24 protein-coding genes are annotated in these 22,129 nt (G+C 64.3%); 3 read left to right on the top strand and 21 right to left on the bottom strand.

Annotated features, from left to right (window positions below; genetic code table 11):
- Window positions 1-64: 64 nt before the first annotated feature.
- Genes lysS through ACSQ9I_RS07490 form a run of 3 tightly spaced genes read left to right on the top strand, consistent with a single transcriptional unit; the run spans window position 65 to window position 3,359 of the window.
- Window positions 65-1,603 (top strand): lysine--tRNA ligase, encoded by a 1,539-nt coding sequence (gene lysS / locus ACSQ9I_RS07500; protein WP_436312738.1) that lies wholly within the window; start codon window positions 65-67, stop codon window positions 1,601-1,603.
- Window positions 1,597-2,853, top strand: a complete 1,257-nt coding sequence (locus ACSQ9I_RS07495; RefSeq protein ID WP_436315727.1) for an Hsp70 family protein — start codon at window positions 1,597-1,599, stop codon at window positions 2,851-2,853. Before lysS ends, ACSQ9I_RS07495 begins: the two co-directional genes overlap by 7 nt.
- Window positions 2,850-3,359, top strand: a complete 510-nt coding sequence (locus ACSQ9I_RS07490; protein WP_436312737.1) for a M48 metallopeptidase family protein — start codon at window positions 2,850-2,852, stop codon at window positions 3,357-3,359. The genes ACSQ9I_RS07495 and ACSQ9I_RS07490 overlap by 4 nt, the downstream gene beginning before the upstream one ends.
- Here ACSQ9I_RS07490 and nagZ read toward each other — a convergent pair.
- The 21 genes from nagZ to rpmF form a co-directional block, all read right to left on the bottom strand.
- The gene (nagZ, locus tag ACSQ9I_RS07485; RefSeq protein WP_436312736.1) at window positions 3,356-4,432 is read right to left on the bottom strand and encodes a beta-N-acetylhexosaminidase; all 1,077 of its coding nucleotides are present in this window, start codon (window positions 4,430-4,432) and stop codon (window positions 3,356-3,358) included. The two genes, ACSQ9I_RS07490 and nagZ, sit on opposite strands and share 4 nt — an antisense overlap.
- Window positions 4,429-4,824, bottom strand: coding sequence for a holo-ACP synthase (gene acpS / locus ACSQ9I_RS07480; RefSeq protein ID WP_093106564.1), 396 nt, complete (start codon window positions 4,822-4,824; stop codon window positions 4,429-4,431). Before acpS ends, nagZ begins: the two co-directional genes overlap by 4 nt.
- Window positions 4,825-4,910: 86 nt before the next feature.
- A complete protein-coding gene (locus ACSQ9I_RS07475) occupies window positions 4,911-5,654 on the bottom strand; it encodes a pyridoxine 5'-phosphate synthase (RefSeq protein ID WP_436312735.1) in 744 nt (247 codons plus the stop codon).
- Complete coding sequence (gene recO / locus ACSQ9I_RS07470) at window positions 5,651-6,424, bottom strand: DNA repair protein RecO (protein ID WP_093106569.1); 774 nt, start codon at window positions 6,422-6,424, stop codon at window positions 5,651-5,653. Before recO ends, ACSQ9I_RS07475 begins: the two co-directional genes overlap by 4 nt.
- A 30-nt stretch (window positions 6,425-6,454) precedes the next feature.
- Entirely contained in the window at window positions 6,455-7,423 is a 969-nt protein-coding gene (gene era, locus ACSQ9I_RS07465; protein ID WP_436312734.1) for a GTPase Era, read from the bottom strand.
- Window positions 7,420-8,121, bottom strand: a complete 702-nt coding sequence (gene rnc / locus ACSQ9I_RS07460) for a ribonuclease III (protein WP_093106576.1) — start codon at window positions 8,119-8,121, stop codon at window positions 7,420-7,422. Before rnc ends, era begins: the two co-directional genes overlap by 4 nt.
- 45 nt (window positions 8,122-8,166) lie before the next feature.
- Window positions 8,167-8,526 (bottom strand): DUF4845 domain-containing protein, encoded by a 360-nt coding sequence (locus ACSQ9I_RS07455; protein ID WP_093106579.1) that lies wholly within the window; start codon window positions 8,524-8,526, stop codon window positions 8,167-8,169.
- A gap of 29 nt (window positions 8,527-8,555) precedes the next feature.
- Entirely contained in the window at window positions 8,556-9,527 is a 972-nt protein-coding gene (lepB, locus tag ACSQ9I_RS07450; protein WP_093106582.1) for a signal peptidase I, read from the bottom strand.
- A gap of 5 nt (window positions 9,528-9,532) precedes the next feature.
- Window positions 9,533-11,344: a translation elongation factor 4 gene (gene lepA, locus ACSQ9I_RS07445; protein WP_093106585.1), complete on the bottom strand. Its 1,812-nt coding sequence runs from the start codon at window positions 11,342-11,344 to the stop codon at window positions 9,533-9,535.
- A 522-nt stretch (window positions 11,345-11,866) separates the two neighbouring features.
- Complete coding sequence (locus tag ACSQ9I_RS07440) at window positions 11,867-13,348, bottom strand: DegQ family serine endoprotease (protein WP_436312733.1); 1,482 nt, start codon at window positions 13,346-13,348, stop codon at window positions 11,867-11,869.
- A gap of 51 nt (window positions 13,349-13,399) precedes the next feature.
- Window positions 13,400-14,467 carry a MucB/RseB C-terminal domain-containing protein gene (locus ACSQ9I_RS07435; protein WP_436315726.1) on the bottom strand — a complete coding sequence of 356 codons (1,068 nt, stop codon included), beginning with the start codon at window positions 14,465-14,467 and terminating at the stop codon, window positions 13,400-13,402.
- A gap of 22 nt (window positions 14,468-14,489) precedes the next feature.
- Window positions 14,490-15,125, bottom strand: a complete 636-nt coding sequence (locus ACSQ9I_RS07430) for a sigma-E factor negative regulatory protein (RefSeq protein WP_436312732.1) — start codon at window positions 15,123-15,125, stop codon at window positions 14,490-14,492.
- Between the two features lie 13 nt (window positions 15,126-15,138).
- Window positions 15,139-15,813 (bottom strand): RNA polymerase sigma factor RpoE, encoded by a 675-nt coding sequence (rpoE, locus tag ACSQ9I_RS07425; protein ID WP_436312731.1) that lies wholly within the window; start codon window positions 15,811-15,813, stop codon window positions 15,139-15,141.
- Window positions 15,810-16,292 (bottom strand): hypothetical protein, encoded by a 483-nt coding sequence (locus tag ACSQ9I_RS07420; protein ID WP_436312730.1) that lies wholly within the window; start codon window positions 16,290-16,292, stop codon window positions 15,810-15,812. The genes rpoE and ACSQ9I_RS07420 overlap by 4 nt, the downstream gene beginning before the upstream one ends.
- 13 nt (window positions 16,293-16,305) lie before the next feature.
- Window positions 16,306-17,550, bottom strand: a complete 1,245-nt coding sequence (gene fabF / locus ACSQ9I_RS07415) for a beta-ketoacyl-ACP synthase II (RefSeq protein ID WP_093106598.1) — start codon at window positions 17,548-17,550, stop codon at window positions 16,306-16,308.
- A gap of 93 nt (window positions 17,551-17,643) precedes the next feature.
- Entirely contained in the window at window positions 17,644-17,883 is a 240-nt protein-coding gene (gene acpP / locus ACSQ9I_RS07410; protein WP_007830471.1) for an acyl carrier protein, read from the bottom strand.
- Window positions 17,884-17,983: 100 nt separating this feature from the next.
- Entirely contained in the window at window positions 17,984-18,727 is a 744-nt protein-coding gene (fabG, locus tag ACSQ9I_RS07405) for a 3-oxoacyl-ACP reductase FabG (protein WP_093106600.1), read from the bottom strand.
- Between the two features lie 26 nt (window positions 18,728-18,753).
- Window positions 18,754-19,707, bottom strand: coding sequence for an ACP S-malonyltransferase (gene fabD, locus ACSQ9I_RS07400; protein WP_436292598.1), 954 nt, complete (start codon window positions 19,705-19,707; stop codon window positions 18,754-18,756).
- Between the two features lie 54 nt (window positions 19,708-19,761).
- Window positions 19,762-20,739, bottom strand: coding sequence for a beta-ketoacyl-ACP synthase III (locus ACSQ9I_RS07395; protein WP_436303157.1), 978 nt, complete (start codon window positions 20,737-20,739; stop codon window positions 19,762-19,764).
- Window positions 20,739-21,827, bottom strand: a complete 1,089-nt coding sequence (gene plsX / locus ACSQ9I_RS07390; RefSeq protein WP_093106606.1) for a phosphate acyltransferase PlsX — start codon at window positions 21,825-21,827, stop codon at window positions 20,739-20,741. The genes ACSQ9I_RS07395 and plsX overlap by 1 nt, the downstream gene beginning before the upstream one ends.
- Before the next feature lie 61 nt (window positions 21,828-21,888).
- Window positions 21,889-22,071 carry a 50S ribosomal protein L32 gene (gene rpmF, locus ACSQ9I_RS07385; RefSeq protein WP_028248601.1) on the bottom strand — a complete coding sequence of 61 codons (183 nt, stop codon included), beginning with the start codon at window positions 22,069-22,071 and terminating at the stop codon, window positions 21,889-21,891.
- Window positions 22,072-22,129 lie beyond the last annotated feature (58 nt).

Raw genomic sequence — 22,129 nt, 5'->3', positions numbered from 1 at the left:
CGAGGGTCGGCCGGCTAAAATGGCGGGTTGCGCGCGCAGCCGCCCGCGCCTCTATTCCTCTTCCATGTCCGACGCTCCGACCTCCCCCGTTCCCGCCCCTGCCACTGACGACAACCAGCTCATCGCCGAACGGCGCGAAAAGCTGAAGGCGCTGCGCGCCGCGCAGGCCGAAGGCAAGGGGGTCGCGTTCCCGAACGACTTCAAGCCCGCCGATCGCGCAGCCGCGCTCGTTGCAACGCATGGCGAAACGGCCGCCGAAGTGCTCGAAGCCACGCCGGTCGCTGTCAGCGTGGCGGGCCGCATGATGCTCAAGCGGGTGATGGGCAAGGCCAGCTTCGCGACCGTGCAGGACGCGACCGGCCGCATCCAGCTCTACATCACGCGCGACGCCGTCGGCGAGGAGGCCTACGCCGAATTCAAGCACTGGGACCTGGGCGACATCGTCGGCGCCGAAGGCTCGGCCTTCAAGACCCGCACCGGCGAGCTCTCGGTCAAGGTCACGAAGCTGCGCCTGCTGACCAAGAGCCTGCGGCCGCTGCCCGACAAGTTCCACGGCATGGCCGACCAGGAGCAGAAGTACCGCCAGCGCTACGTCGACCTGATCACCGACGAGACGGCACGCGAGCGCTTCGCGGCGCGCAGCCGCGCTGTGAGCGCGCTGCGCGAATTCATGGTGGCCAACGACTTCCTCGAGGTCGAGACGCCGATGCTGCACCCGATCCCGGGCGGCGCCAACGCCAAGCCCTTCAAGACGCACCACAACGCGCTCGATCAGGAGATGTTCCTGCGCATCGCGCCCGAGCTCTACCTGAAGCGGCTGATCGTCGGCGGCTTCGAGCGCGTGTTCGAGATCAACCGGAGCTACCGCAACGAAGGCATCTCGGTGCGGCACAACCCCGAGTTCACGATGATGGAGTTCTACGCGGCCTACTGGAACTACCGCGACCTGATGGACTTCACCGAAACGCTGATCCGCACGATCGCGCAGAAGACCGTGGGCAAGCTCGAGCTCGAGTACCAGGGCAAGCCGGTCGACCTGAGCCAACCCTTCGAGCGGCTCACGATCCGCGAGGCGATCCTGAAGCACACGGAGGCGGGCGCGAACGTCGACGACGCCGCCTGGCTGGTCAACGCGCTGCGCAAGCTCGGCCTGACCGAAGAGAAGGACAAGCTCTCGCAGCGCAGCCTGGCGAGCCTGCAGGTGATGTACTTCGAGGAGACCGTGGAAGAAAAGCTCTGGCAGCCGACCTTCATCATGGAGCACCCGACAGAGATCTCGCCACTGGCGCGCGCCAACGACGAGCGCCCCGAGGTGACGGAGCGCTTCGAGCTCTACATCACGGGCCGCGAATTCGGCAACGGCTTCAGCGAGCTCAACGACGCAGAAGACCAGGCCGCGCGCTTCAATGCGCAGGTCACGGCCAAGGACAGCGGCGACGACGAGGCGATGTTCTACGACCACGACTTCGTGCGCGCGCTGGAATACGGCATGCCGCCCACCGGCGGCTGCGGCATCGGCATCGACCGCCTGATGATGCTCCTGACCGACTCGCCGAGCATCCGCGACGTCATCCTGTTTCCTGCCTTGCGCCGGGAATCTTGAAGACGCCTGCGCCCGTCATCGGCATCGACTTCGGCACATCCAATTCCGCGGTCGCCTGCGTGGCGGGAAGCGGACTTGCCCGCATGCTGCCGGTGGAAGGGTCGGCGACGACGATCCCGACGGCCGTCTTCTTCAATACCGAAGACCGCAGCACGCATTTCGGGCGCGAAGCGATTTCGCTCTACCTCGCCGGCACCGAAGGCCGCTTGATGCGCTCGCTGAAGAGCCTGCTCGGCAGCTCCCTGATGCAGGATCAGACCGAGATCGACAACCAGCGGGTCAGCTTCGAGGAAATCATCGCGCTCTTCCTGTCGGAACTTGCGACGCGCGCCCAGCGGCAGCTCGGCGTCGAGCCTGCACGGGTCGTGATCGGTCGGCCGGTGCATTTCGTCGACGACGATGCCGCGCGCGACCGCGAGGCGGAGGCCACGCTGCGCCGAGCCGCGCAAAGCGCCGGTCTGGGCGAAGTCGGATTTCAGTACGAACCGATCGCGGCCGCTTTCGATTACGAGCGGCGCGTCACCCGCGAATCGCTGGTGCTGATCGTCGACATCGGCGGCGGCACCTCCGACTTCACGGTGGTGCGTCTCGGTCCCGAACGCATGGCGAAGGCAGATCGCTCCAGCGACGTGCTGGCCACGACGGGCGTGCACATCGGCGGCACCGATTTCGACCAGCGGCTCAGCGTCGAATGCGTGATGCCGCATTTCGGTTTCCGGCATATCGGCCCCCAAGGCCGCGAAGTGCCGAGCAGGACCTTCTTCGACCTGTCGTCCTGGCACCTGATCAACTGGCTCTATGCGCCGAAGGCGATCCGGCAGGTCCAGGAGTTGCGCATCAACTACCTCGACACGCAGCTGCACGACCGGCTCATGAGCGTGCTGGTGGACCGGCAAGGGCATCGCATCGCCAGCGAGGTGGAAGAAGCCAAGATTCGAACGTCCACGACGAACGACGACGTGGCCATCGATCTGTCCTTCGCGGAGGTGGATCTGGGCGCTGCCCTCACGGCGAACGGCATGGCCAGGCACCTGGCAGCGCTGCTCGACAACGTGGTTTCCTGCGCGCGCGAATGCGTGAAGCAAGGCGGCGCGACGGGTGACACGCTCGACGCCATCTATCTGACGGGCGGGTCATCGGCGCTGAGCCCGTTCCAGAGCGCGCTGCGACACGCGTTCCCGGGCACGAAGATCATCGAAGGCGATCTGTTCGGTGGCGTGGCCGCCGGCCTGGCCTACGCCGCTGCATGAAATACCTTTCCGCCTACCCCGCAGACCTGCGCGCCCAGGTCGAGCATCTCATGGCACAGGGCAGGCTCGGCGACTTGCTGCTGAAGCGCTACGGCGGCGTGCACGATATCCGCACCGACCGCGCGCTCTACGACTACGTGAGCGGCCTCAAGAACGAGTTTCTGCGCAATGCCGAACCGCTGTCCAAGGTGGATTTCGACAACAAGCTGCACGTGATCCGCAACGCGCTCGGCACCCACACGACCATCTCGCGCGTGCAGGGCAGCAAGCTCAAGGCAAAGCGCGAGATCCGGGTTGCGAGCCTGTTCAAGGAGGTGCCGATCGAATGGCTGCGCATGATCGTCGTGCACGAGCTGGCGCACCTGAAGGAGCGCGAGCATGACAAGGCCTTCTATCAGCTCTGCGCCCACATGGAGCCGGACTATCACCAACTCGAGTTCGACCTGCGCCTCTATCTGACGCACCTCGAAAGCGGTGGCCAGCGGCTCTGGTCGCCCGAAGTCTAGGGACGCGGAAGCATCGCCGCGGCGCGCCGGTAGGCCGGCGACTGCATGAGCGCGCCCCAATCGAGCGCCGGTGCACGTGGCAGGAGGCTGCGCCGGCGCGCCTCGCTGGCCGCATCCGGCTGCCAGCGGCCGCTGCGTCGGGCAGCGGCGAAGCCATCGAGCACTTCGTCGAGCACCGTGCTCTCGCCCACGCTCTGATTGCACAGCAGCGCGAGGTCGCAGCCGGCCTCGAGCGCAGCGAGCGCCGCTTCGGTGTAGCTCAGCAGCTCGCCCTCGATATGACGTGCGGCCTCCATGCTGAGGTCGTCGCTGAACACGGCGCCATCGAACCCCAGCTTGGCGCGCAGGATCTGCTGCAGCCATTTCGACGAAAAACCTGCGGGCCGGGCATCGACCTTGGGGTAGATCACGTGCGCCGGCATCACCGCCCCGAGCGTGCCGTTCAACCAGTCATAGGGGCGTGCGTCGTCGGCCAGGATGGCCTTGAGGCTGCGCCGGTCTATTGGAATCGCGACATGCGAGTCGGCCTTGACGAAACCATGGCCGGGGAAATGCTTGCCGCAATTGGCCATGCCCGCTTGCAAAAGTCCATGCGCCAGGCTTCGCGCGAGCAGCGCGACGACGCGCGGATCGCGATGGAAGCTGCGATCGCCGATCACGCTGCTTTCGCCGTAATCCAGATCGAGCACGGGCGTGAAACTGAAGTCGACGCCGCAGGCGCGGAGCTCGCCCGCAAGCACATGGCCGCAGGCGACCGCAACCTGGGCGGCGCGCAAGGGTTCGCTCATCCAAAGTTCCCCCAGCACGCGCATGGACGGCAGCCGCGTGAAGCCGTCGCTGCGAAAGCGCTGCACGCGGCCGCCCTCGTGATCGACGCAAATGAGGATGTCGGGCCGGAGTGCCCTGATCTCGGCATTGAGGGCGCTCATCTGTGCGCGGTCCTGCCAGTTGCGTGCGAAATGGATCACGCCGCCCACCAGCGGATGCGCAAGACGGCGGCGATCGGCCGCGTTCAGTTCGGTGCCCGCGACGTCAATGATCAGCGGGGCATGCAGTACGTTGTTGGCCGTCATTTCTTGCGTTCGACCACGACGAAGCTCGCCGCGTAGTCGGTCTCGTCGGTCACGGTCACGTGCGCCATTAGATGCTCGGCCTCGAACCACTCCTTCAGCACGCCGTGGAGCACGATCACGGGCTTGCCGCTGCGCTGGTTCGCGATCTCGCACAGCCGCCAGCTCATCGGCATGCGCATGCCCTTGCCGATGGCCTTGCTGAAAGCCTCCTTGGCGGAAAAGCGTGTGGCCAGGTAGCGCAATCCGCGCTTCGGCCAGCGGGCGCTGCGCGCGCGCCAGACTTCGAGCTCGGCGTCGCTCAGCACACGCTGCGCAAAACGCTCGCCCTGGCGCTCGAAGGTCGCCTCGATGCGGCGGATGTCGCAGATGTCAGTGCCGATGCCGTAAATCATTTCAGCACCCGCCCGGCCGCCCGAAGGGTGCTGAGCGCCCCCTCGGGGGGCAGCGAGTACACGAAGTGACGAGCGTGGGGGCCCATTTACGTAGCCTCTCGGATGCAGCGCAGATAGTCCTTGGTGGCCGCGGCGTAGCCGAGCTCTAAGGCGTCCGAAACGAAGGCATGGCCAATCGAGACCTCGCGCACGTTGGGCACGGCCCGCAGGAATTCCGTGAGGTTGTCCCGGCTCAGGTCGTGACCGGCGTTGACTTCGAGACCGGCGGCCTGCGCGGCGCGTGCCGCCCGCACGTAGAGCTGCAACACGGCATCCGCCCTGGAAGTGCCGCGCGAGGAGGCATAGCCTTCAGTGTAGAGCTCGATGCGATCGGCGCCGGCCGCCTTGGCCGCCGCCATCATGTCGGGCTCCGGATCCATGAACAGGCTCACGCGAACGCCCAGCGCCTTGGTTTCGGCGATCAGTGGGCGCAGTCGCTCGGCGTCGTAAGGAAAATTCCAGCCGTGGTCGCTGGTCGACTGGGTTTCGCTGTCGGGCACGAAAGTGGCCTGGTGCGGGCGCAGCTCGCGCACGAAATCCATCAGGTTGTGGAAAGGGTTGCCCTCGATGTTGAACTCGGCCTGCGGCCAGTCCTTGGCCAGCAGCCCCGAGAGGTCATGCACGTCCCGCGGGCGGATGTGGCGTTCGTCGGGCCTGGGGTGCACGGTGATGCCGTGCGCGCCGGCGTCCAGGCACAGCGCAGCGGCGAAGAGCACGCTCGGGATCCCGAGATGCCGGGTGTTGCGCACCAGCGCAACCTTGTTGAGATTGATCGACAGGGAAGTGCTCATAGGGCTTGCAAATCTCTCATCATCTGGCGCGTGCGCAGCATGCTCACGCCGCAATGGTAGTTGAGCAGCGTGCGCAGCTGGTTGCGCAAGGCACTGTTGGTGCCGGCGTTCATCAGGGCGACCAGGCGCAGCGTGGCGGGGAACGGCGCTCGGTCCCCGAGCGCGCGCTCCAAGGCCTGCCATTCGGCGCCGCTCAACGCGGCTTCGTCGTCGGCAGCCTGGCGCAGGCCCGCTTCGGGCACCAGGGTGTAGCGCATCTCGGCCTGCAGCGGCGCCAGCGTGAGGGTCTGGGCATCGAGCGCCGGCAGCAGTCCGACCTCGCGCAGCAGCAGAAGCTCGAAGGCGCGCAGCGCCGCCGCCTGGGTGGCGGCCTGGGCGTCCGCATGGTCGCCCGCCAGCACCTGCACCGCACCGGCATAGGCGTCGAACAGCGCCTCGTGCGCGTCGTCCCGGGCCAGCAAGCGCAGCAGGAGCTCGTTGAGGTAGTAGCCCGACAGCAGGGCCTCGCCGGTCGGCATCACGTGGCCGCCCATCCATTCGGCGGCCTTGAGCGTGCGGATCTCGGCGTCGCCGCCGTAGGAAAGCTGCAAAGGCTGCAGCGGCAGCAGCACCGGGCGAAAGTTGGAACTGGGCCGCTTGGCGCCTTTCGCCACCAGCGCGATGCGGCCGTGATGGCGGGTGAAGACCTCGAGGATCAGGCTGGACTCGCTCCAGTCGTAGCGGTGGAGCACGTAGGCCGGCTCGTGCGAAATGCGGTGCGCGGCGGCCATCTCAGCCTCCCACGCTGGCCAACGGATGACTCACTCGTAGCCGAAGGAGCGGACGCGAGCCTCGTCGTCCGCCCACCCGGAACGCACCTTGACCCAGAGTTCCAGGAACACCTTGGCATCCGCCAGCTTCTCGAGCTCCTGCCGCGTCTCGGTGCCGATGCGCTTGATGCGTTCGCCCTTGTCGCCGATCACCATCGCCTTGTGGCCGTCGCGCTGGACGACGATCGTGGCGGCGATCCGCAGCAGGCGCTTCTGGCCCTTGCGCGCAGGCGGCTCTTCCTCGAACTTGTCGATCACGACGGTCGAGGTGTAGGGCAGCTCGTCGCCGGTGAGGCGGAACAGCTTTTCGCGCACCAGCTCGCTCGCGAGGAAGCGTTCGCTGCGATCGGTGAGTTCGTCTTCGGCATACCACCAAGCCTGCTCGGGCAGGTACTTTTCGCAAATGCCGAACAGGCGCTCGATGTCCTTCGGGTTCTTGGCCGACATGGGGACGAACTCGGCGAAGGCGTGTTTCTGCTGCATCGTCTGCAACCAAGGCGCGATGTCGCCCCGGCGATGCACGTTGTCGAGCTTGTTGGCGATCAGCACCGTCGGAATGCCGGCGCCGAGCAGTTTGAGCACGCGTTCGTCGGCCGGCGTGAAGCTGCCGGCTTCCACCACGAACAGGATCAGGTCCACGTCCGACACTGCGCCCACCACCGTCTTGTTGAGGGACCGATTGAGCGCGTTGGCGTGCAGCGTCTGGAAGCCAGGCGTATCGACGAAGACGAACTGCGTCGACCCCAGCGTGCGCATGCCGGTGATGCGGTGGCGCGTGGTCTGCGCCTTGCGCGAGGTGATGCTGATCTTCTGGCCAACCAGCGCGTTCAGCAAGGTCGACTTGCCGACGTTGGGCTTGCCGACGATGGCCACCAGGCCGCAGCGCTGCGAAGGATTCGGCCCCGCGGCGTCCTCGCCCTCTGCGGGGGGTATGGTGATGGAATCGATGGGGTCGTTCATTGGGGTGCCTTTGCCGCGCCGCGCGCCTTGAGCCGGATCAACATGGCCGCCGCGGCGGCCTGCTCACCGGCGCGGCGCGAGCCGCCGATGCCGCGTTCGCTGAGGCCCAGATCGGGCACCGCGCATTCGACATCGAAAGTCTGCTTGTGCGCCGCGCCCAGCGTGCCGACCACGCGATAGACCGGCAGCTTCATTTTCTGACCCTGCAGCCATTCCTGCAATTCGGTCTTCGGGTCCTTGGCCACCGCCTCCATGCGCGGCGTGATCGCCACCGATTCGTAGAGCCGGCGCACCAGCGCCTGCGCCGGGCCATAGCCGGCGTCGAGGTAGACGGCGCCGATCAGGGCCTCGAGCGCGTCGGCCAGGATCGAGGGCCGGTTCGGGCCACCCGAGCGCGCCTCGCCCTCGCCGAGCCGCAGCAGAGGGGACAGCGCGAGCTTGAGCGCCAGTTGGTGCAGCGTCTCCTGCTTGACCAGGTTGGCCCGCACGCGGGAGAGATCGCCTTCGGGCAATTCCGACAGGCGCTCGTAGAGAAGGTGGGCGACGGCCAGGTTCAGCACCGAATCGCCCAGGAACTCGAGCCGCTCGTTGTGGTCGGCCGAAAAGCTGCGATGCGTCAGCGCAAGCTGGAGCAGCCGCGCGTCCGAGAACGAATGCTGGAGGCGCGCCTGCAACGCGGCAAGACCACCTTCGTTCACAGCGCGGTCGACGCCGGGCCGGCGTGGGCGTGGGGGCGTTTCATCCTAGCGGGACTGGCCCTTGTATTTCAGCAGCAGGAAAGCCGGGCCAAACAGATGAATTTCGCGCTCGTAGGAATAAGACACCACAACCTTGTCGCCGACCTTCTGCACGTCGAGGTCCTTGCCGGTGACCGATTTGAAGTCGTCGATGGCCTGCGCACGATCGAAGATGGCACGGACTTCGGGCACCGTCGTGCCTTCCTTGGCCTTGTTGGCGGCCTTGTCGATCGCCTGGTATTCGATCAGGGTCGGGATCACCTGCGCGGCAACCACGCCCAGGCAGGCCAGCACGCCCGCGACGAACAGCAGCCCGATGAACGAGATGCCGCGCTGACCCCGTTTGGATTGACTTCTTGCTCTCATGCCCTCTATCCCTCGAATGAAAAGCTCGATTATTGGAATCCGCCGATGCGCTTGAGATTGCCGAAATTCATCCAGACGAAGAAGGCCTTGCCCACGATGTTCTTGTCCGGAACGAAACCCCAATAGCGCGAGTCGAGCGAATTGTCGCGGTTGTCGCCCATCATGAAATACTGGCCCGCGGGCACCTTGCACACCACGCCCTCGACACTGTAGCGGCAATTTTCCTGATTCGGGAACGCCATGATCTCGACCTCCGAGAGTCCCGCGCGTCGAGTGTCGTCGTTGAGCAGCCTGTGCTCCTTGCCGCCCAGGTTCTCGGAATACTGCTTGAGGTAGCGCATCGCCTCCTCGTCGAAATAGTCGGGCACCGGCTGCTTGTTGACCGGCTGGCCATTGATGGTGAGCTTCTTATTGAGGTAGGCCACCTCGTCGCCGGGCACGCCGATCACGCGCTTGATGTAGTCCATGCTCGGCTTGGGCGGGTAGCGGAACACCATCACGTCACCGCGCGCCGGCGGCGTGCCGTCGGTCATCTTGGTGTTGATGACCGGCAGCCGCAGGCCGTAGGTGAACTTGTTCACCAGGATCAGGTCGCCGGTGAGCAGGGTCGGCATCATCGAGCCCGAAGGAATCTTGAAGGGTTCGAACAGGAAGGAACGCAGCAGGAACACGGCCAGGATCACCGGGAACAGGCCCGCGGTCCAGTCGAGCCACCACGGCTGCATGACCAGACGCTCGCGTGCCTTGGTGTCCACGGTGTCGACCTGCGTGATGCCCTGGCGAGCCAGCTCTTCGCGGCGCTGGGCCAGCGATGCATCCAGCGCATCGGCTGCCTGCCGGCGCTTCGGCAGGAAATAGAAGCGCTCCGCCAGCCAGTAGAGGCCGGTGACGACGGTGGCCAGGAACAGCAGCAGCGCAAAGTTGCCTTCGACCGCGCCGAAGTACCAGGCACCGATATAGCCGACGAAAGCCGCGAGGATCAGGGAGGTGAGGAATGCCATTCTTCTTAGTCTTCGACTTGCAGGATGGCGAGGAAGGCCTCTTGCGGGACCTCGACCGAGCCTATCTGCTTCATTCTTTTTTTGCCCGCTTTCTGCTTCTCGAGCAGCTTCTTCTTGCGGGTGATATCGCCGCCGTAGCACTTGGCAAGCACGTTCTTGCGCAGCGCCTTGATTGTCTCACGCGCGATGATGTTGGCCCCGATGGCGGCTTGGATCGCGACGTCGAACATCTGGCGGCTGATGATCTCGCGCATCTTGGAAACGACCGCCCGGCCGCGGTACTGGCTCTGGCTGCGGTGCACGATGATCGACAGCGCATCGACCTTCTCGCCGTTGAGCAGGATGTCGACCTTCACGACATCCGATGCGCGGTATTCCTTGAACTCGTAGTCCATCGACGCGTAGCCCCGGCTGACCGACTTCAGCTTGTCGAAGAAGTCCAGCACGATCTCGCCGAGCGGCATCTCGTAGGTCAACATGACCTGCCGGCCGTGGTAGGCCATGTTCATCTGGACGCCGCGCTTCTGGTTGGCCAGCGTCATCACGGCGCCGACGTACTCCTGCGGCATGTACAGATGCACGGTGACGATCGGCTCGCGGATCTCCGACATCTTGCCCACGTCGGGCATCTTGGACGGGTTCTCGACCATGATCACTTCGCCGTCGTTCTTCATGACCTGGTAGACCACGCTGGGCGCGGTCGTGATGAGGTCCTGGTCGAACTCGCGCTCGAGCCGCTCCTGCACGATCTCCATGTGCAGCAGGCCGAGAAAGCCGCAACGGAAGCCGAAGCCCAGCGCCTGCGATACCTCCGGCTCGTAGTGCAGCGAGGAATCGTTGAGCTTGAGCTTCTCGAGTGCGTCGCGCAGCGAGTCGTACTCGCTGGCTTCCGTCGGGTAGAGGCCGGCGAACACCTGCGGCTGGATTTCCTTGAAGCCGGGCAAGGCCTCGGTGGCCGTGGCGGCCGCGCCGCCCGTCCCGGCCTTGATCAGCGTGACCGTGTCGCCCACCTTCGCGGCCTGCAACTCCTTGATGCCGGCGATGATGAAACCCACCTCGCCCGCTTCGAGCGATTGGCGAACTTCGGTCGCCGGAGTGAACACGCCGAGGTTGTCGGCGTTGTAGGTCGCACCCGACGCCATCATCTTGATGCGTTCGCCTTTCGCGAGGCGACCGTCGACCACGCGCACGAGCATCACGACGCCCACATACGCGTCGAACCAACTGTCGACGATCATCGCCCGCAATGCTGCGTCGGGGTTGCCTCGCGGCGCCGGCACCTTGGCCACGATGGCTTCGAGAATCTCGTCGATGCCCATGCCGGTCTTCGCCGAGCACGGGATCGCATCGGTCGCATCGATGCCGATCACGTCTTCGATTTCGGATTTCGCGTTGTCGGGATCAGCCTGCGGCAGATCCATCTTGTTGAGCACCGGCACCACCTCGACGCCGAGATCGAGCGCGGTGTAGCAGTTGGCAACGGTCTGCGCTTCGACGCCCTGGCTCGCGTCGACGACGAGCAGTGCACCTTCGCATGCCGACAGCGAGCGGCTCACTTCATAAGAGAAGTCGACATGGCCCGGCGTGTCGATCAGATTGAGGTTGTAGACCTGCCCATCGCGCGCCTTGTAGTGCAATGCGGCGGTCTGTGCCTTGATGGTTATCCCACGCTCCTTCTCGATGTCCATCGAGTCGAGCACTTGCGCCTCCATCTCGCGTTCGGCGAGCCCGCCGCAGCGCTGGATCAAGCGGTCTGCAAGCGTTGACTTGCCATGATCGATGTGCGCAATGATCGAAAAGTTTCTGATGTGATTCATCAACGGGAACGCTTAAGTACTTGAATTGGCTCGTGCGCAGAAGGCGACAGGCAAGAAAAAAGGGCGCGTCCGCAAGAGACGCGCCCTGAACCAACAAGCAATGGCAACTGCAGTAGTTGGAACTTCATTGTAGGCAAAAAGGGGGGCGCGTACAGACAGGCCAAGGCCCCGGAACGGTCGTTGCAGGTCAGCAACATGGAACTTATAAACAACTTATCCACAGAATCGGTGGATCGATTTCTTAACAACTTGTGGGCGATCTGTGGAGCATCGGTGGACGGCCGAGAGGAATCTCGCATCGTGAAGAAGCCTGTCCGGCTTATGCGTCGACCTCTGGCCGATGAGGCCGTATTCTACTGAAAATCATCATTAGCCTCCTTATAAGTTAGTAAACGCAAACTAATTTAAGGGCCTCGAGGTGCCAAAAAAAATTTGTTTCGGCGGTTGCCAGAATGCGAAAGCGGCCGAAAAAAAGCCCCAAACCCGAGTGCCGGGTGGGGCCACTTGACGCCAAGCGCCAGATCAGCGTGAAGGCCGGATCAAGGCATATTGCGCCCAGTCGCCGCGGCGGAACAGCACGCTGACCGGCTTGGTCTTGTCTGCCTTCACCAGTGCGGCTTCGAACTCCTTGGCGTTGGCCACCTCGGTGTTGTTGATGGCCAGCACGATATCTCCCTCGCGCAGACCAGCCCGCGTGGCCGCGTCGGTGGCGGTGTCGATCTTCACGCCGCCTTTGAGTTTGAGCTCCTTCTTCTGCGCCTCGGTGAGGTCGCTGACCGCGAGCCCCATGGACTTGGCGGCGGCAGATGCCTGCGGCTTGGCTGCGGGCTCCTCTTTTTCGGCCGCCCGCTTGACGGGCTTGTCGGGCTCGATCTCCGCGATCGTCACGGCGAGATCGCGCGAATTGCCGCGACGGAACACGGTGAGCGAACTCTTGGTGCCGGGCTTGGTATTGCCCACGAGGCGCGGCAGATCGCTGGGCTTCTCGATGGCCTTGCCGTCGAACTTGGTGATGATGTCGCCCGGCTCGATGCCGGCCTTCTCACCCGGCGAGCCGGCCTCGACCCCGCGCACCAAGGCACCCTGCGCCTTCCCAAGGCCGATGGATTCGGCCACGTCCTTCGTGACCTGGTCGATCTGCACGCCGATGCGTCCGCGCGAAACGCGGCCGTTCGCGCGCAGCTGGTCGCTTACGCGGATCGCTTCGTCGATCGGGATCGAGAACGAGATGCCCATGAAGCCGCCCGAGCGCGAGTAGATCTGGCTGTTGATCCCGACCACTTCACCGCGCATGTTGATCAACGGGCCGCCCGAGTTGCCGGGGTTGATGGCGACGTCCGTCTGGATGAAAGGCAAATAGTCGCCGGTGTCGCGCTGCTTGGCGCTCACGATGCCCGCAGTCACGGTGTTCTCGAGACCGAAGGGCGAACCGATGGCCATCACCCATTCGCCGACGCGCAGCCTGGAGATGTCGCCGACCTTGACCGCCGGCAGACCGGTTGCCTCGATCTTCACGACCGCAACGTCGGTGCGCTTGTCCGCGCCGATCAGCCTGGCCTTGAATTCGCGCTTGTCGACAAGCGTCACCAGCACCTCGGATGCGCCATCAACAACGTGCGCGTTGGTCATGACGAAACCGTCGGTCGTCAGGATGAAGCCGGAACCCACGCCGCGCGGGCGCTCTTCTTCCTGAGGCTGCTGGGGCCGGTTCGGACGCGGCCCCTGGCGCGGAATGTTCGGCATCGGCTGGCCGAAGAAGCGGCGGAAGAATTCCTGCATCTCCTCGTCCATCTCGGCGTTGCCGCTGCGCTGCGTCACCTTTTCGACGGTCCGGATATTGACCACCGAAGGTCCGACCTGATCGACCAGATCGGTGAAATCCGGGAGAACACGGGCTTGCGCATGCGCAGGCGCGACGGGCAGCAGCGCAGCGCCGGAGGCCAGCGCGAGCACGCCGGCCATCAGGAATGAACGGATTTTGTTCTTCTCGAACTTGAACATCATCGGTTTCCTTCGTTTGAGAGACCTGTAAACAACAACGATCAATATGGCGACTCAACGCGCGCGAACAAGACTTTGCGCAAACGCATCGAGCGTTTGCGGCGGCACTTCTCCGACGGCAGTCAGCCACCAGTCGCCATCCTTGCCCGGCAGCCGGCGCGTCAGCGTGTAGGTGGCACCGAGCGCCAGCAGGACTTCCCGCGGCTGGCGCTGCGCGTCGTAAGGCTCGACGAACAGCGAGACCGACGCAAGGCCATCGGAAAAAGTCCACTGCATCGTGTGCCCCTGCGCAGCGCTTCCTGCAACCCCCGCGGGACGCCGATAGCAGCTGACCGGCTTGAAGCCGGCGATGGGCGCGCGCAGCGACCACCCCTCTTTCGTGGCCGTGGTGCGCTCGAGCTCGGATTTCTCTACGCGATAACCCGCGGTGCTGCCCATCATCTGTGCAAGGGCTTGCGCTTTGACCGGCGGGTCGAGCTGAAGTTCGGAAAATGCGGACTGTTCGATCACGCGGTTCTCACCGTCGATGGTCTGCAGCTTCACCACCAAGCCCGATCGGCGCTCGCTCCAGACGCGGTAGCCGAAACGCAGCCCGTCGCGCGGCTCCAACTGCACCACGTCGGCATCGAAGCCCGCGACGCGGTCCTTGCCCAGCACGCGTGCGCCGTAGAGGTCGCCGATGGAGGAGTCGGGGGTACCGAGCAGGTTCGGGAACAGCTCGAGGTTTTCGCGCTTCTCGCTCTTCACGACCTTCGTCTCAGGCAGAAAGGTCATCACGTGGTCGTTGCGCCTGAAGGTTGAGCGCGGCGGCCCAGACAAGGCCTCAATGCGCTCCATCTGGAGGTCACCCTCGCACACATGCCAAATGCGGGCACTCGACAGACTGCCGGCGGGTGCCGATACAACGAAAGTTCCGACGTAAGAACGCTGCCGCGAAGCGGCATGCATACGCTGCAACCATTCGACCACGCCCAAGGTCGGCGTCTCGCCGCCGGCTGGGCTGACCGAACTCTTCACTGACGGCGAGGGCGTCCGGTTCTGAGCCATCACGGCCTGTGCCACGCAAAGCGCGGCAACCAGAACCACAGCACCACGCGCGGAAATCGGCATCGGAACGGTCATTGCAAGGGCTGCAGGCGCGTGATCAACGCGATGGCCCATCGAAGGTGGCGTTGCGCAGGAAGCCGGAAGGCATCTGCGAGGCACCGCCCGCTTGCTGGTGCGCTTCGAGCAACTGATCCAGCCGCGGATCACGCAGCATGACCTGCGGATTGCCATTTCCGACGATGACCCGCATCGGCGCGAGGTTGGAGGGCGTCTGCTGCGAAGAATTCGACGCAGCGAGCACCGAACTCGAGCCTTGCTGTTGCGCCAGTTGCGAAGCGGCCGGCTGCGGGCCGGTGCTCCCAATCCAGTTCCAACCGATGGCCGCTGCAGCCGCCAGCGATGCCGCACCGGCCACGAGCTTCCATCGGAACACCGGTTCGTTGGCGGCCTCGACATGGTGCACGACGGGCTTTACCACCTCGGGCGCCAGCATCGGGGCGGACGGCTCGGCCGCCAGCCGCTGCTGGAGCCGCGACAAGAACACCGAGGTATCGCTGCAGGCGGAGTGCACGCCGGAACGCAACACTTCCCCGACCAGATGATAGGTATGCCAGGTCGCGCGCAGATCGTCGTCCGTGCAGACCTTCTCGATCACCTGTGCGAACTCGTCGTCCCGCAGATGGCCGTCGGCCAGCGCGGAAATCTGTTCGTGGACTGTGCTTGTGTGCTTCATTTCATTCACCTGCTTACCAACGCTTGCCGGACTGGTTGTCCAGCAGCGGCTTGACCCTTGCCGAAATAGCTTCGCGGGCCCGGAAAATCCGCGAGCGTACGGTACCGATCGGACAATTCATCACCTCGGCGATCTCTTCGTAGCTCATGCCTTCGATCTCGCGCAGGGTCACCGCCTGCCGCAGCTCGGCCGGCAGTGCTTCCATTGCAGCTTCGACGGCGGCCGCGATTTCGTTGGCGGCCATGACGGATTCGGGCGTCTCGTCGCTGATTGGTTCGTTTCCGGGCCGGTAAGTTTCATCCTCGTCCTCAGAAGACGAACGCAATGCGCTCTCAGAAACGGTCGGATCGCGTTTCATGTCCACCAGGGCCTTCTTGGCGGTATTGACGGCGATGCGGTAGAGCCAGGTGTAAAACTGCGCCTCGCCCCTGAACTGGTGCAGGGCGCGGTAGGCGCGGATGAAGGTCTCCTGCGCAATGTCCTCGATCAGGTTCACGTCGCGCACCATGCGGCCGATGAGCCGTTCGATCCGGCGCTGGTACTTGATGACGAGCAGTTCGAAAGCCTTCTGATCGCCTGCGACCGTGCGCTGGACCAGTTGAAAGTCGACCTCCCCGGGCCTCACCTCTGCAGGGGGCGCATCGGTCAAGCCGGTGTCGGGCGGCACGGGCGGTGGAGAGGCTGTCATGAAAGAGGATGGTGCGAGCCGGATGCCGCTGGCTGCCGGGACTCGGCAACCGGGCCGGCCAGCGGGGCGCGCGAATATACCGCACGGCGCAGATCCTGCCAGCGCTCCGGCAGAGTGCTCCGGTCGAGCCAGACCCAGCGTCGCATACGACGCGCTTCGGTCAGGCACAGGAGCAGCGAAGATTGGAAATCCAGGGCGACTTTCACCCCCGCTCGCAACCCCGCAGAGTCCGCAAGCGACCAATGCCGGCCGTCGAAGCTCAGTTCCGTGAACGCGGTGCGTCGCAGCGTGCTCCGCCATGCCGCAGCGCCGGCCCCGACGACGCTGAGCGCCAGCAGCCCGATCCGCCAATCCGGGTCGTCGAGCCGATAGCACGCTGCGGCCGCGCAGCACGCGCCGCAGGCCCAGATGATCGAGAGCAACCGATCAGCGTTGCGCGAACGGCCCACCGGATAACTCACCGATGGGGCGTCGTGCATGGGTCAAGGAAAATCAAGCGCGCTTGAACACCAGCGTGCCGTTGGTGCCGCCGAAGCCGAAGTTGTTCTTGACCGCGACGTCGATCTTGAGATCGCGCGCCTCATTGGCGCAGTAATCGAGATCGCACTCCGGATCTTGATTGAAGATGTTGATCGTCGGCGGACTTTTCTGGTGATGCACAGCCAGCACGGTAAACACCGACTCGATGCCGCCGGCACCGCCGAGCAAGTGGCCGGTCATCGACTTGGTCGAGTTCACCACCAGCTTCTTGGCATGGTCGCCAAAAGCGTTCTTGATCGCATTGGTTTCGTTGATGTCGCCGATCTGCGTCGAGGTGCCATGCGCGTTCAGGTATTGGACCTGATCGGCGTTGACGCCCGCATTCTTCAAGGCCATGTCCATCGAGCGGCGGGGTCCGTCGACATCGGGCGCGGTCATGTGGAAGGCGTCGGCGCTCATGCCGAAGCCGGACACTTCGGCGTAGATCTTGGCGCCGCGCGCCTTGGCGTGCTCGTACTCCTCGAGCACCAGTACGCCGGCACCCTCACCGAGCACGAAACCGTCGCGGTCGCGATCCCAGGGGCGCGACGCCGTGGCCGGATCTTCGTTGCGGGTGGACAGTGCGCGCGCCGCGGCAAAGCCCCCGATACCGAGCGGCGACACCGTGGATTCCGAGCCGCCTGCAATCATCACATCGGCATCGCCGTACTCGATCATCCGAGCAGACGTGCCAATCGCATGCAAACCGGTCGTGCAGGCAGTGACGATCGCGATGTTCGGGCCCTTGAAGCCATATTTGATGGACACGTGGCCGGAGATCATGTTGATGATCGATGCCGGCACGAAGAACGGCGACACGCGGCGCGGGCCGCGGTTGGTCAGTTCGCCGTGCGTGGCCTCGATCATGGGGAGTCCCCCGATCCCTGAGCCGATGTTGCAGCCGATGCGAACGGCTTCTTCATAGCTCAGGGCCTCGCCGGTCGGCAAGCCGCTGTCCTGCACCGCCTGGATCGCAGCAGCGAGCCCGAGATGGATGAAGCGATCCATGTGGCGCGCTTCCTTCTCGGGAATGTATTGCGTGATGTCGAAGCCCTTGACCTCGCCCGCGAACTTGCAGGCAAAGGCGCTCACATCGAACTTGGTGATGGTGTCGACGCCCGACTTCCCGGCCAGCAGATTGGCCCAGGACTCGGCGACAGTGTTTCCGACAGGGGCAATGCAACCAAGCCCAGTGACGACGACGCGGCGTTTGGTCATGCCGGCAAACCTTTCTGGAAGCACTGAGGCCGTTGTGCGGCGCGTGCAGGCTTGGAAGCCGCGGGCCGGAACGGAAACTCAGCGTGGCCGATATCAGGCCTTTTGATTCTTGGTGGCGTAGTCGACGGCGTTCTGGACAGTCGTGATCTTCTCGGCGTCTTCATCCGGGATCTCGATGCCAAATTCGTCTTCGAGTGCCATCACCAGTTCGACCGTGTCGAGCGAGTCAGCACCGAGGTCCGCCACGAAAGCCTTTTCATTGGTGACCTGGGACTCTTCAACGCCGAGTTGTTCGGCAATGATTTTCTTGACACGTGCTTCGATATCGCTCATTTGGTTCCCTCTGAGGGTTGTAGGTAATCGGTGGATTTTAGCCGGCCGCATTGTGGCATCCGCCCCAAGGCCGTACGGTAAAAGAATTGCGCTACTGCGCTTACATGTGCATGCCGCCGTTGACGTGCAGTTCCTGGCCCGTCACATAGGAGGCTTGGGGCGAAGCCAGGTAGGCGACGGCATGCGCGATGTCAGCCGGCTTGCCCAGGTGGCCGAGCGGGATCTGCGACAGCAGCGCTTGCTGCTGCGCCTCGGGCAGGCTGGCGGTCATGTCGGTCTCGATAAAGCCCGGCGCCACGCAGTTGACCGTGATGCTGCGGCTTCCGAGTTCGCGTGCCAACGCGCGCGTCATGCCTGCCACGCCAGCCTTGGCGGCCGCATAGTTGGCCTGGCCGGCGTTGCCGGAAGCGCCGACGACGCTGGTGATGCTGACGATCCGGCCGTAGCGCTGCTTCATCATGGGGCGGATCACCGCACGGGAAAGACGGAAAACGGCCTTGAGATTGGTGTCGAGCACCGCATCCCAATCCTCATCCTTGAGGCGCATGGCGAGCATGTCGCGGGTGATGCCGGCGTTGTTGACCAGCACATGGATCGCGCCATAGGTCTTGACGATCTCGTCGACCAGCGCTTCGACCGCCGGCCCATCATTGACGTCGAGCGCACACCCCCGCCCGCCATGGGCGGCGAGCGCGGCCGAGATCCTGTTCGCGCCTTCTTCGGTGGTGCCGGTCCCGATGACCATGAGACCGCGCTGGGCCAGTTCGAGCGCGATCGCCGCACCGATACCGCGCGAAGCGCCGGTGACCAATGCGACCTGGCCTTCGAATTTTGGAGTACTCATAAAAGAATAATGTTGGAGCTCGGCGTTCAGCCGCCGAGCAGTTGTCTTGTTTCTGCGAGCGTTGCCGGGTCATACACCGAGGCCGCGGCGAGCTCGGGCGCAATGCGTTTGATCATGCCGGCAAGCACCCTGCCGGGGCCACATTCAACGACGACCTCCACGCCACGCGCCTGCAAGGCCTGCACGCTTTCGACCCAGCGCACAGGACCCGCCGCTTGGCGCACCAACGCGTCGCGAATCCGGGCCGGGTCGGTTTCGACCGCCACGTCGATGTTGTTGAGGACGGGGATCTGGGGCGCGGCCAGGCTGAGCGATGCCAGCCGCTCTTCCAGCGCTTCGGCGGCCGGCTTCATCAGGCTCGAATGGAAAGGCGCCGACACCGGCAACGGCAGTGCCCGCTTGGCGCCCTGGGCCTTGAGCACTTCGCAGGCCTTTTCGACCGCGGCCTTGCTGCCCGCGATCACGGTTTGCATCGGATCGTTGAAGTTCACCGCTTCGACGATTTCGGCGCTGCCGGTGCCGAACGAGGCTGTCACTTCGGCACAACCTGCTTTCACCTTGCCGGCATCCATGCCGAGGACCGCCGCCATGGCACCCGCCCCCACGGGCACGGCCTGCTGCATGGCGCGGGCGCGGAAACGCACCAGTGGCGCCGCCTGCGCCAGCGTCAAGACGCCGGATGCCACCAAGGCGGAATATTCGCCCAGCGAATGACCGGCAACGACCGAGGGCTTGGCGCCGCCTTCCGCCAACCAGGCCCGCCAGGACGCGATGCCGGCGACCAGCATCACGGGCTGCGTATTCGTCGTGAGCGCCAGCGCCTCCTTGGGGCCCTCGTGGATCAAGCGCGAAACATCTTCATCCAAGGCATCGGATGCTTCCTGCAGGGTCTCGGTCACGGCCGGATGGTCGCCCCATGCGTCGAGCATGCCGACCGCCTGCGAGCCCTGGCCGGGAAATACGAAAGCGAAGGATTTCATTGTTTTGCGTCTCCAATCGCGCGCGACTGCCCTCTTCGGGGGCAACGCGCTGCATTACATGGTCAACAGGACTGCGCCCCAAGTGAAGCCGCCGCCAACGCCTTCCAGCATCACCGTATCGCCCTTCTTCACCTTGCCTGCGCGCACCGCCTCGTCCAATGCCAAGGGGATAGAGGCCGCAGAGGTGTTGCCATGCTCGTTGACCGTCACGATCAGCTTCTCGAGCGGCAGCTTCAGCTTCCGCGCGGTGCCTTCCATGATGCGGATGTTGGCCTGATGGGGAATCAGCCAGTCGATGTCGGCATCGGTCTTGCCCGCCTTCTGCAAGGTGGCGCGTGCGGCCTCTTCCAGCACGCGTACGGCCAGCTTGAAAACAGCCTGCCCGTCCATGTGAAGCAGCGGCGTGCCGAGCACGTTGCCGCCCGAGACGTGGCCCGGCACGCAGAGGATGCCCACGTGCTTGCCATCGGCATGCAGGTCGCTGGCAAGAATCCCGGGCTCGTCGCTGGCCTCGAGCACCACGGCGCCGGCACCGTCACCGAACAGGACGCAGGTGGTGCGGTCGTTGAAGTCGAGGATGCGCGAAAAAACCTCAGCGCCGACGACCAGCGCGCACTTGGCGCTTCCGGTGCGGATCATGGCGTCGGCCACCGTCATCGCATAGACGAAGCCGCTGCACACCGCCTGTACGTCGAATGCAGGACAGCCCGCGATGCCCAACTTGTTTTGAAGAATGGCTGCCGACGACGGGAACACCATGTCAGGGGTCGAGGTCGCGACGATGATCAGGTCGACCTCGCCAGCACTGCGACCAGCCGCTTCCAGCGCATTCTTTGCGGCTTCCAGCCCCAGTTCGCTGCTCGTGACTTCGGGTGCGGCGAAGTGCCGAGCGCGAATGCCCGTGCGCTCGATGATCCATTGATCAGAGGTCTCGATGCCACGCGTGGCCAATTCGCGGGCGAGGTCGTCGTTGGTCACTCGGCGCGGGGGCAGGTAGCTGCCGGTGCCGGTGATGCGGGAAAAAGGAGTCATCAAACGTGGAGCGCCGCCGTGTCGACCGGCGTCGCCGGTTCTTGTCGCGCGAGGAGTGGCGCGGCGTGGGCGATGCGGGCCCGCACGCGATCGAGCAGGTTGTTGCGAGCGGCATCATAAGCGCGATCGAGCGCATGACCGAAGGCCACTTCGTCAGCCGAGCCATGGCTCTTGAATACGAGTCCGCGCAGGCCGAGCAAGGCCGCGCCGTTGTACCGCCGATGGTCGAGGCGGCGTTTGAGGGCCTTTAGAACCGGATACGAGACGATCGCAGCAAATTTGCTGAAAATACCGCTGGAATACTCGATGCGAAGGAAGTCGACGATCATCGAAGCCACGCCCTCGGTGGCCTTCAATGTGACATTGCCAACAAAACCGTCACAGACGACGATGTCGGTCGTCCCTTTGAAAATGTCGTTACCCTCGACGTTGCCGTAGAAGTTCAAATCCTGGGAATTGGCCGCTTTCCGAAGCAATTGACTTGCTTTTTTGATCGTTTCGCTGCCCTTGATCGCCTCTTCCCCGACATTGAGAAGTCCGACGGACGGCGACTCGTTGCCCGTCAGGGCGGACACCAGCGCAGAACCCAACACGGCGAACTGCAACAGATCTTCAGCATCACAATCCACATTGGCGCCGAGATCGAGCACCGTTGTCGCCCCGCCCTTGCTGTTCGGAAGCTGAGGAGCGATGGCCGGCCTGTCGATACCATCCAAGGTCTTGAGCAAGTAACGAGCGATCGCCATCAAGGCGCCGGTGTTGCCAGCAGAAATCGCGGCCTGCGCGGCGCCGTCCTTCACTTGCTGAATCGCGACGCGCATCGAAGAATCTTTTTTCTTGCGCAGCGCGATCTCAATCGGGTCGTCCATTCCGACCACTTCGCTGGCGGGAATGACTCGGGCACGCGGATGCGAGAAGCCGGCCAGCGCTGCCGGGGCACCAACCAGCAGCAACGACGCTTCGGCGTGGCGATCGAGAAATGCGCGGCAGGCCGCAAGCGTGACGCGCGGACCGTGGTCTCCCCCCATGCAATCGACGGCAAGCGTGATTGCGGAGGGGGCAGGAGCGAATTCGGAAGGCGTTACCATCAAAACAAAGGCCCGACGCTACAACAAAAGTAGCTTCGGGCCTTTGGCCTTGAAACTGGGATCAGGCTTCAGACTTGGTCTTGAGCACCTTGCGGCCGCGATAGAAGCCGTTCGGGCTAATGTGGTGGCGCAGATGCGTTTCGCCGGTGGTCGGCTCGACGGCAATGCCGGGCACGCCCAAAGCATTGTGGGAACGGTGCATGCCGCGCTTGGACGGCGACTTCTTGTTTTGCTGGACGGCCATGCTGGCTCCTGAAAGTATTCGGGTGAGTGGGTAAGCACGCGGGGCGGCCGTGAGGCCC

Source organism: Variovorax sp. LjRoot84 (genome assembly GCF_964254305.1).
GTDB lineage: Bacteria > Pseudomonadota > Gammaproteobacteria > Burkholderiales > Burkholderiaceae_C > Variovorax.
The sequence above is the reverse complement of the archived record's forward strand: the minus strand, read 5'-3'. Positions and strand labels throughout refer to the sequence as shown.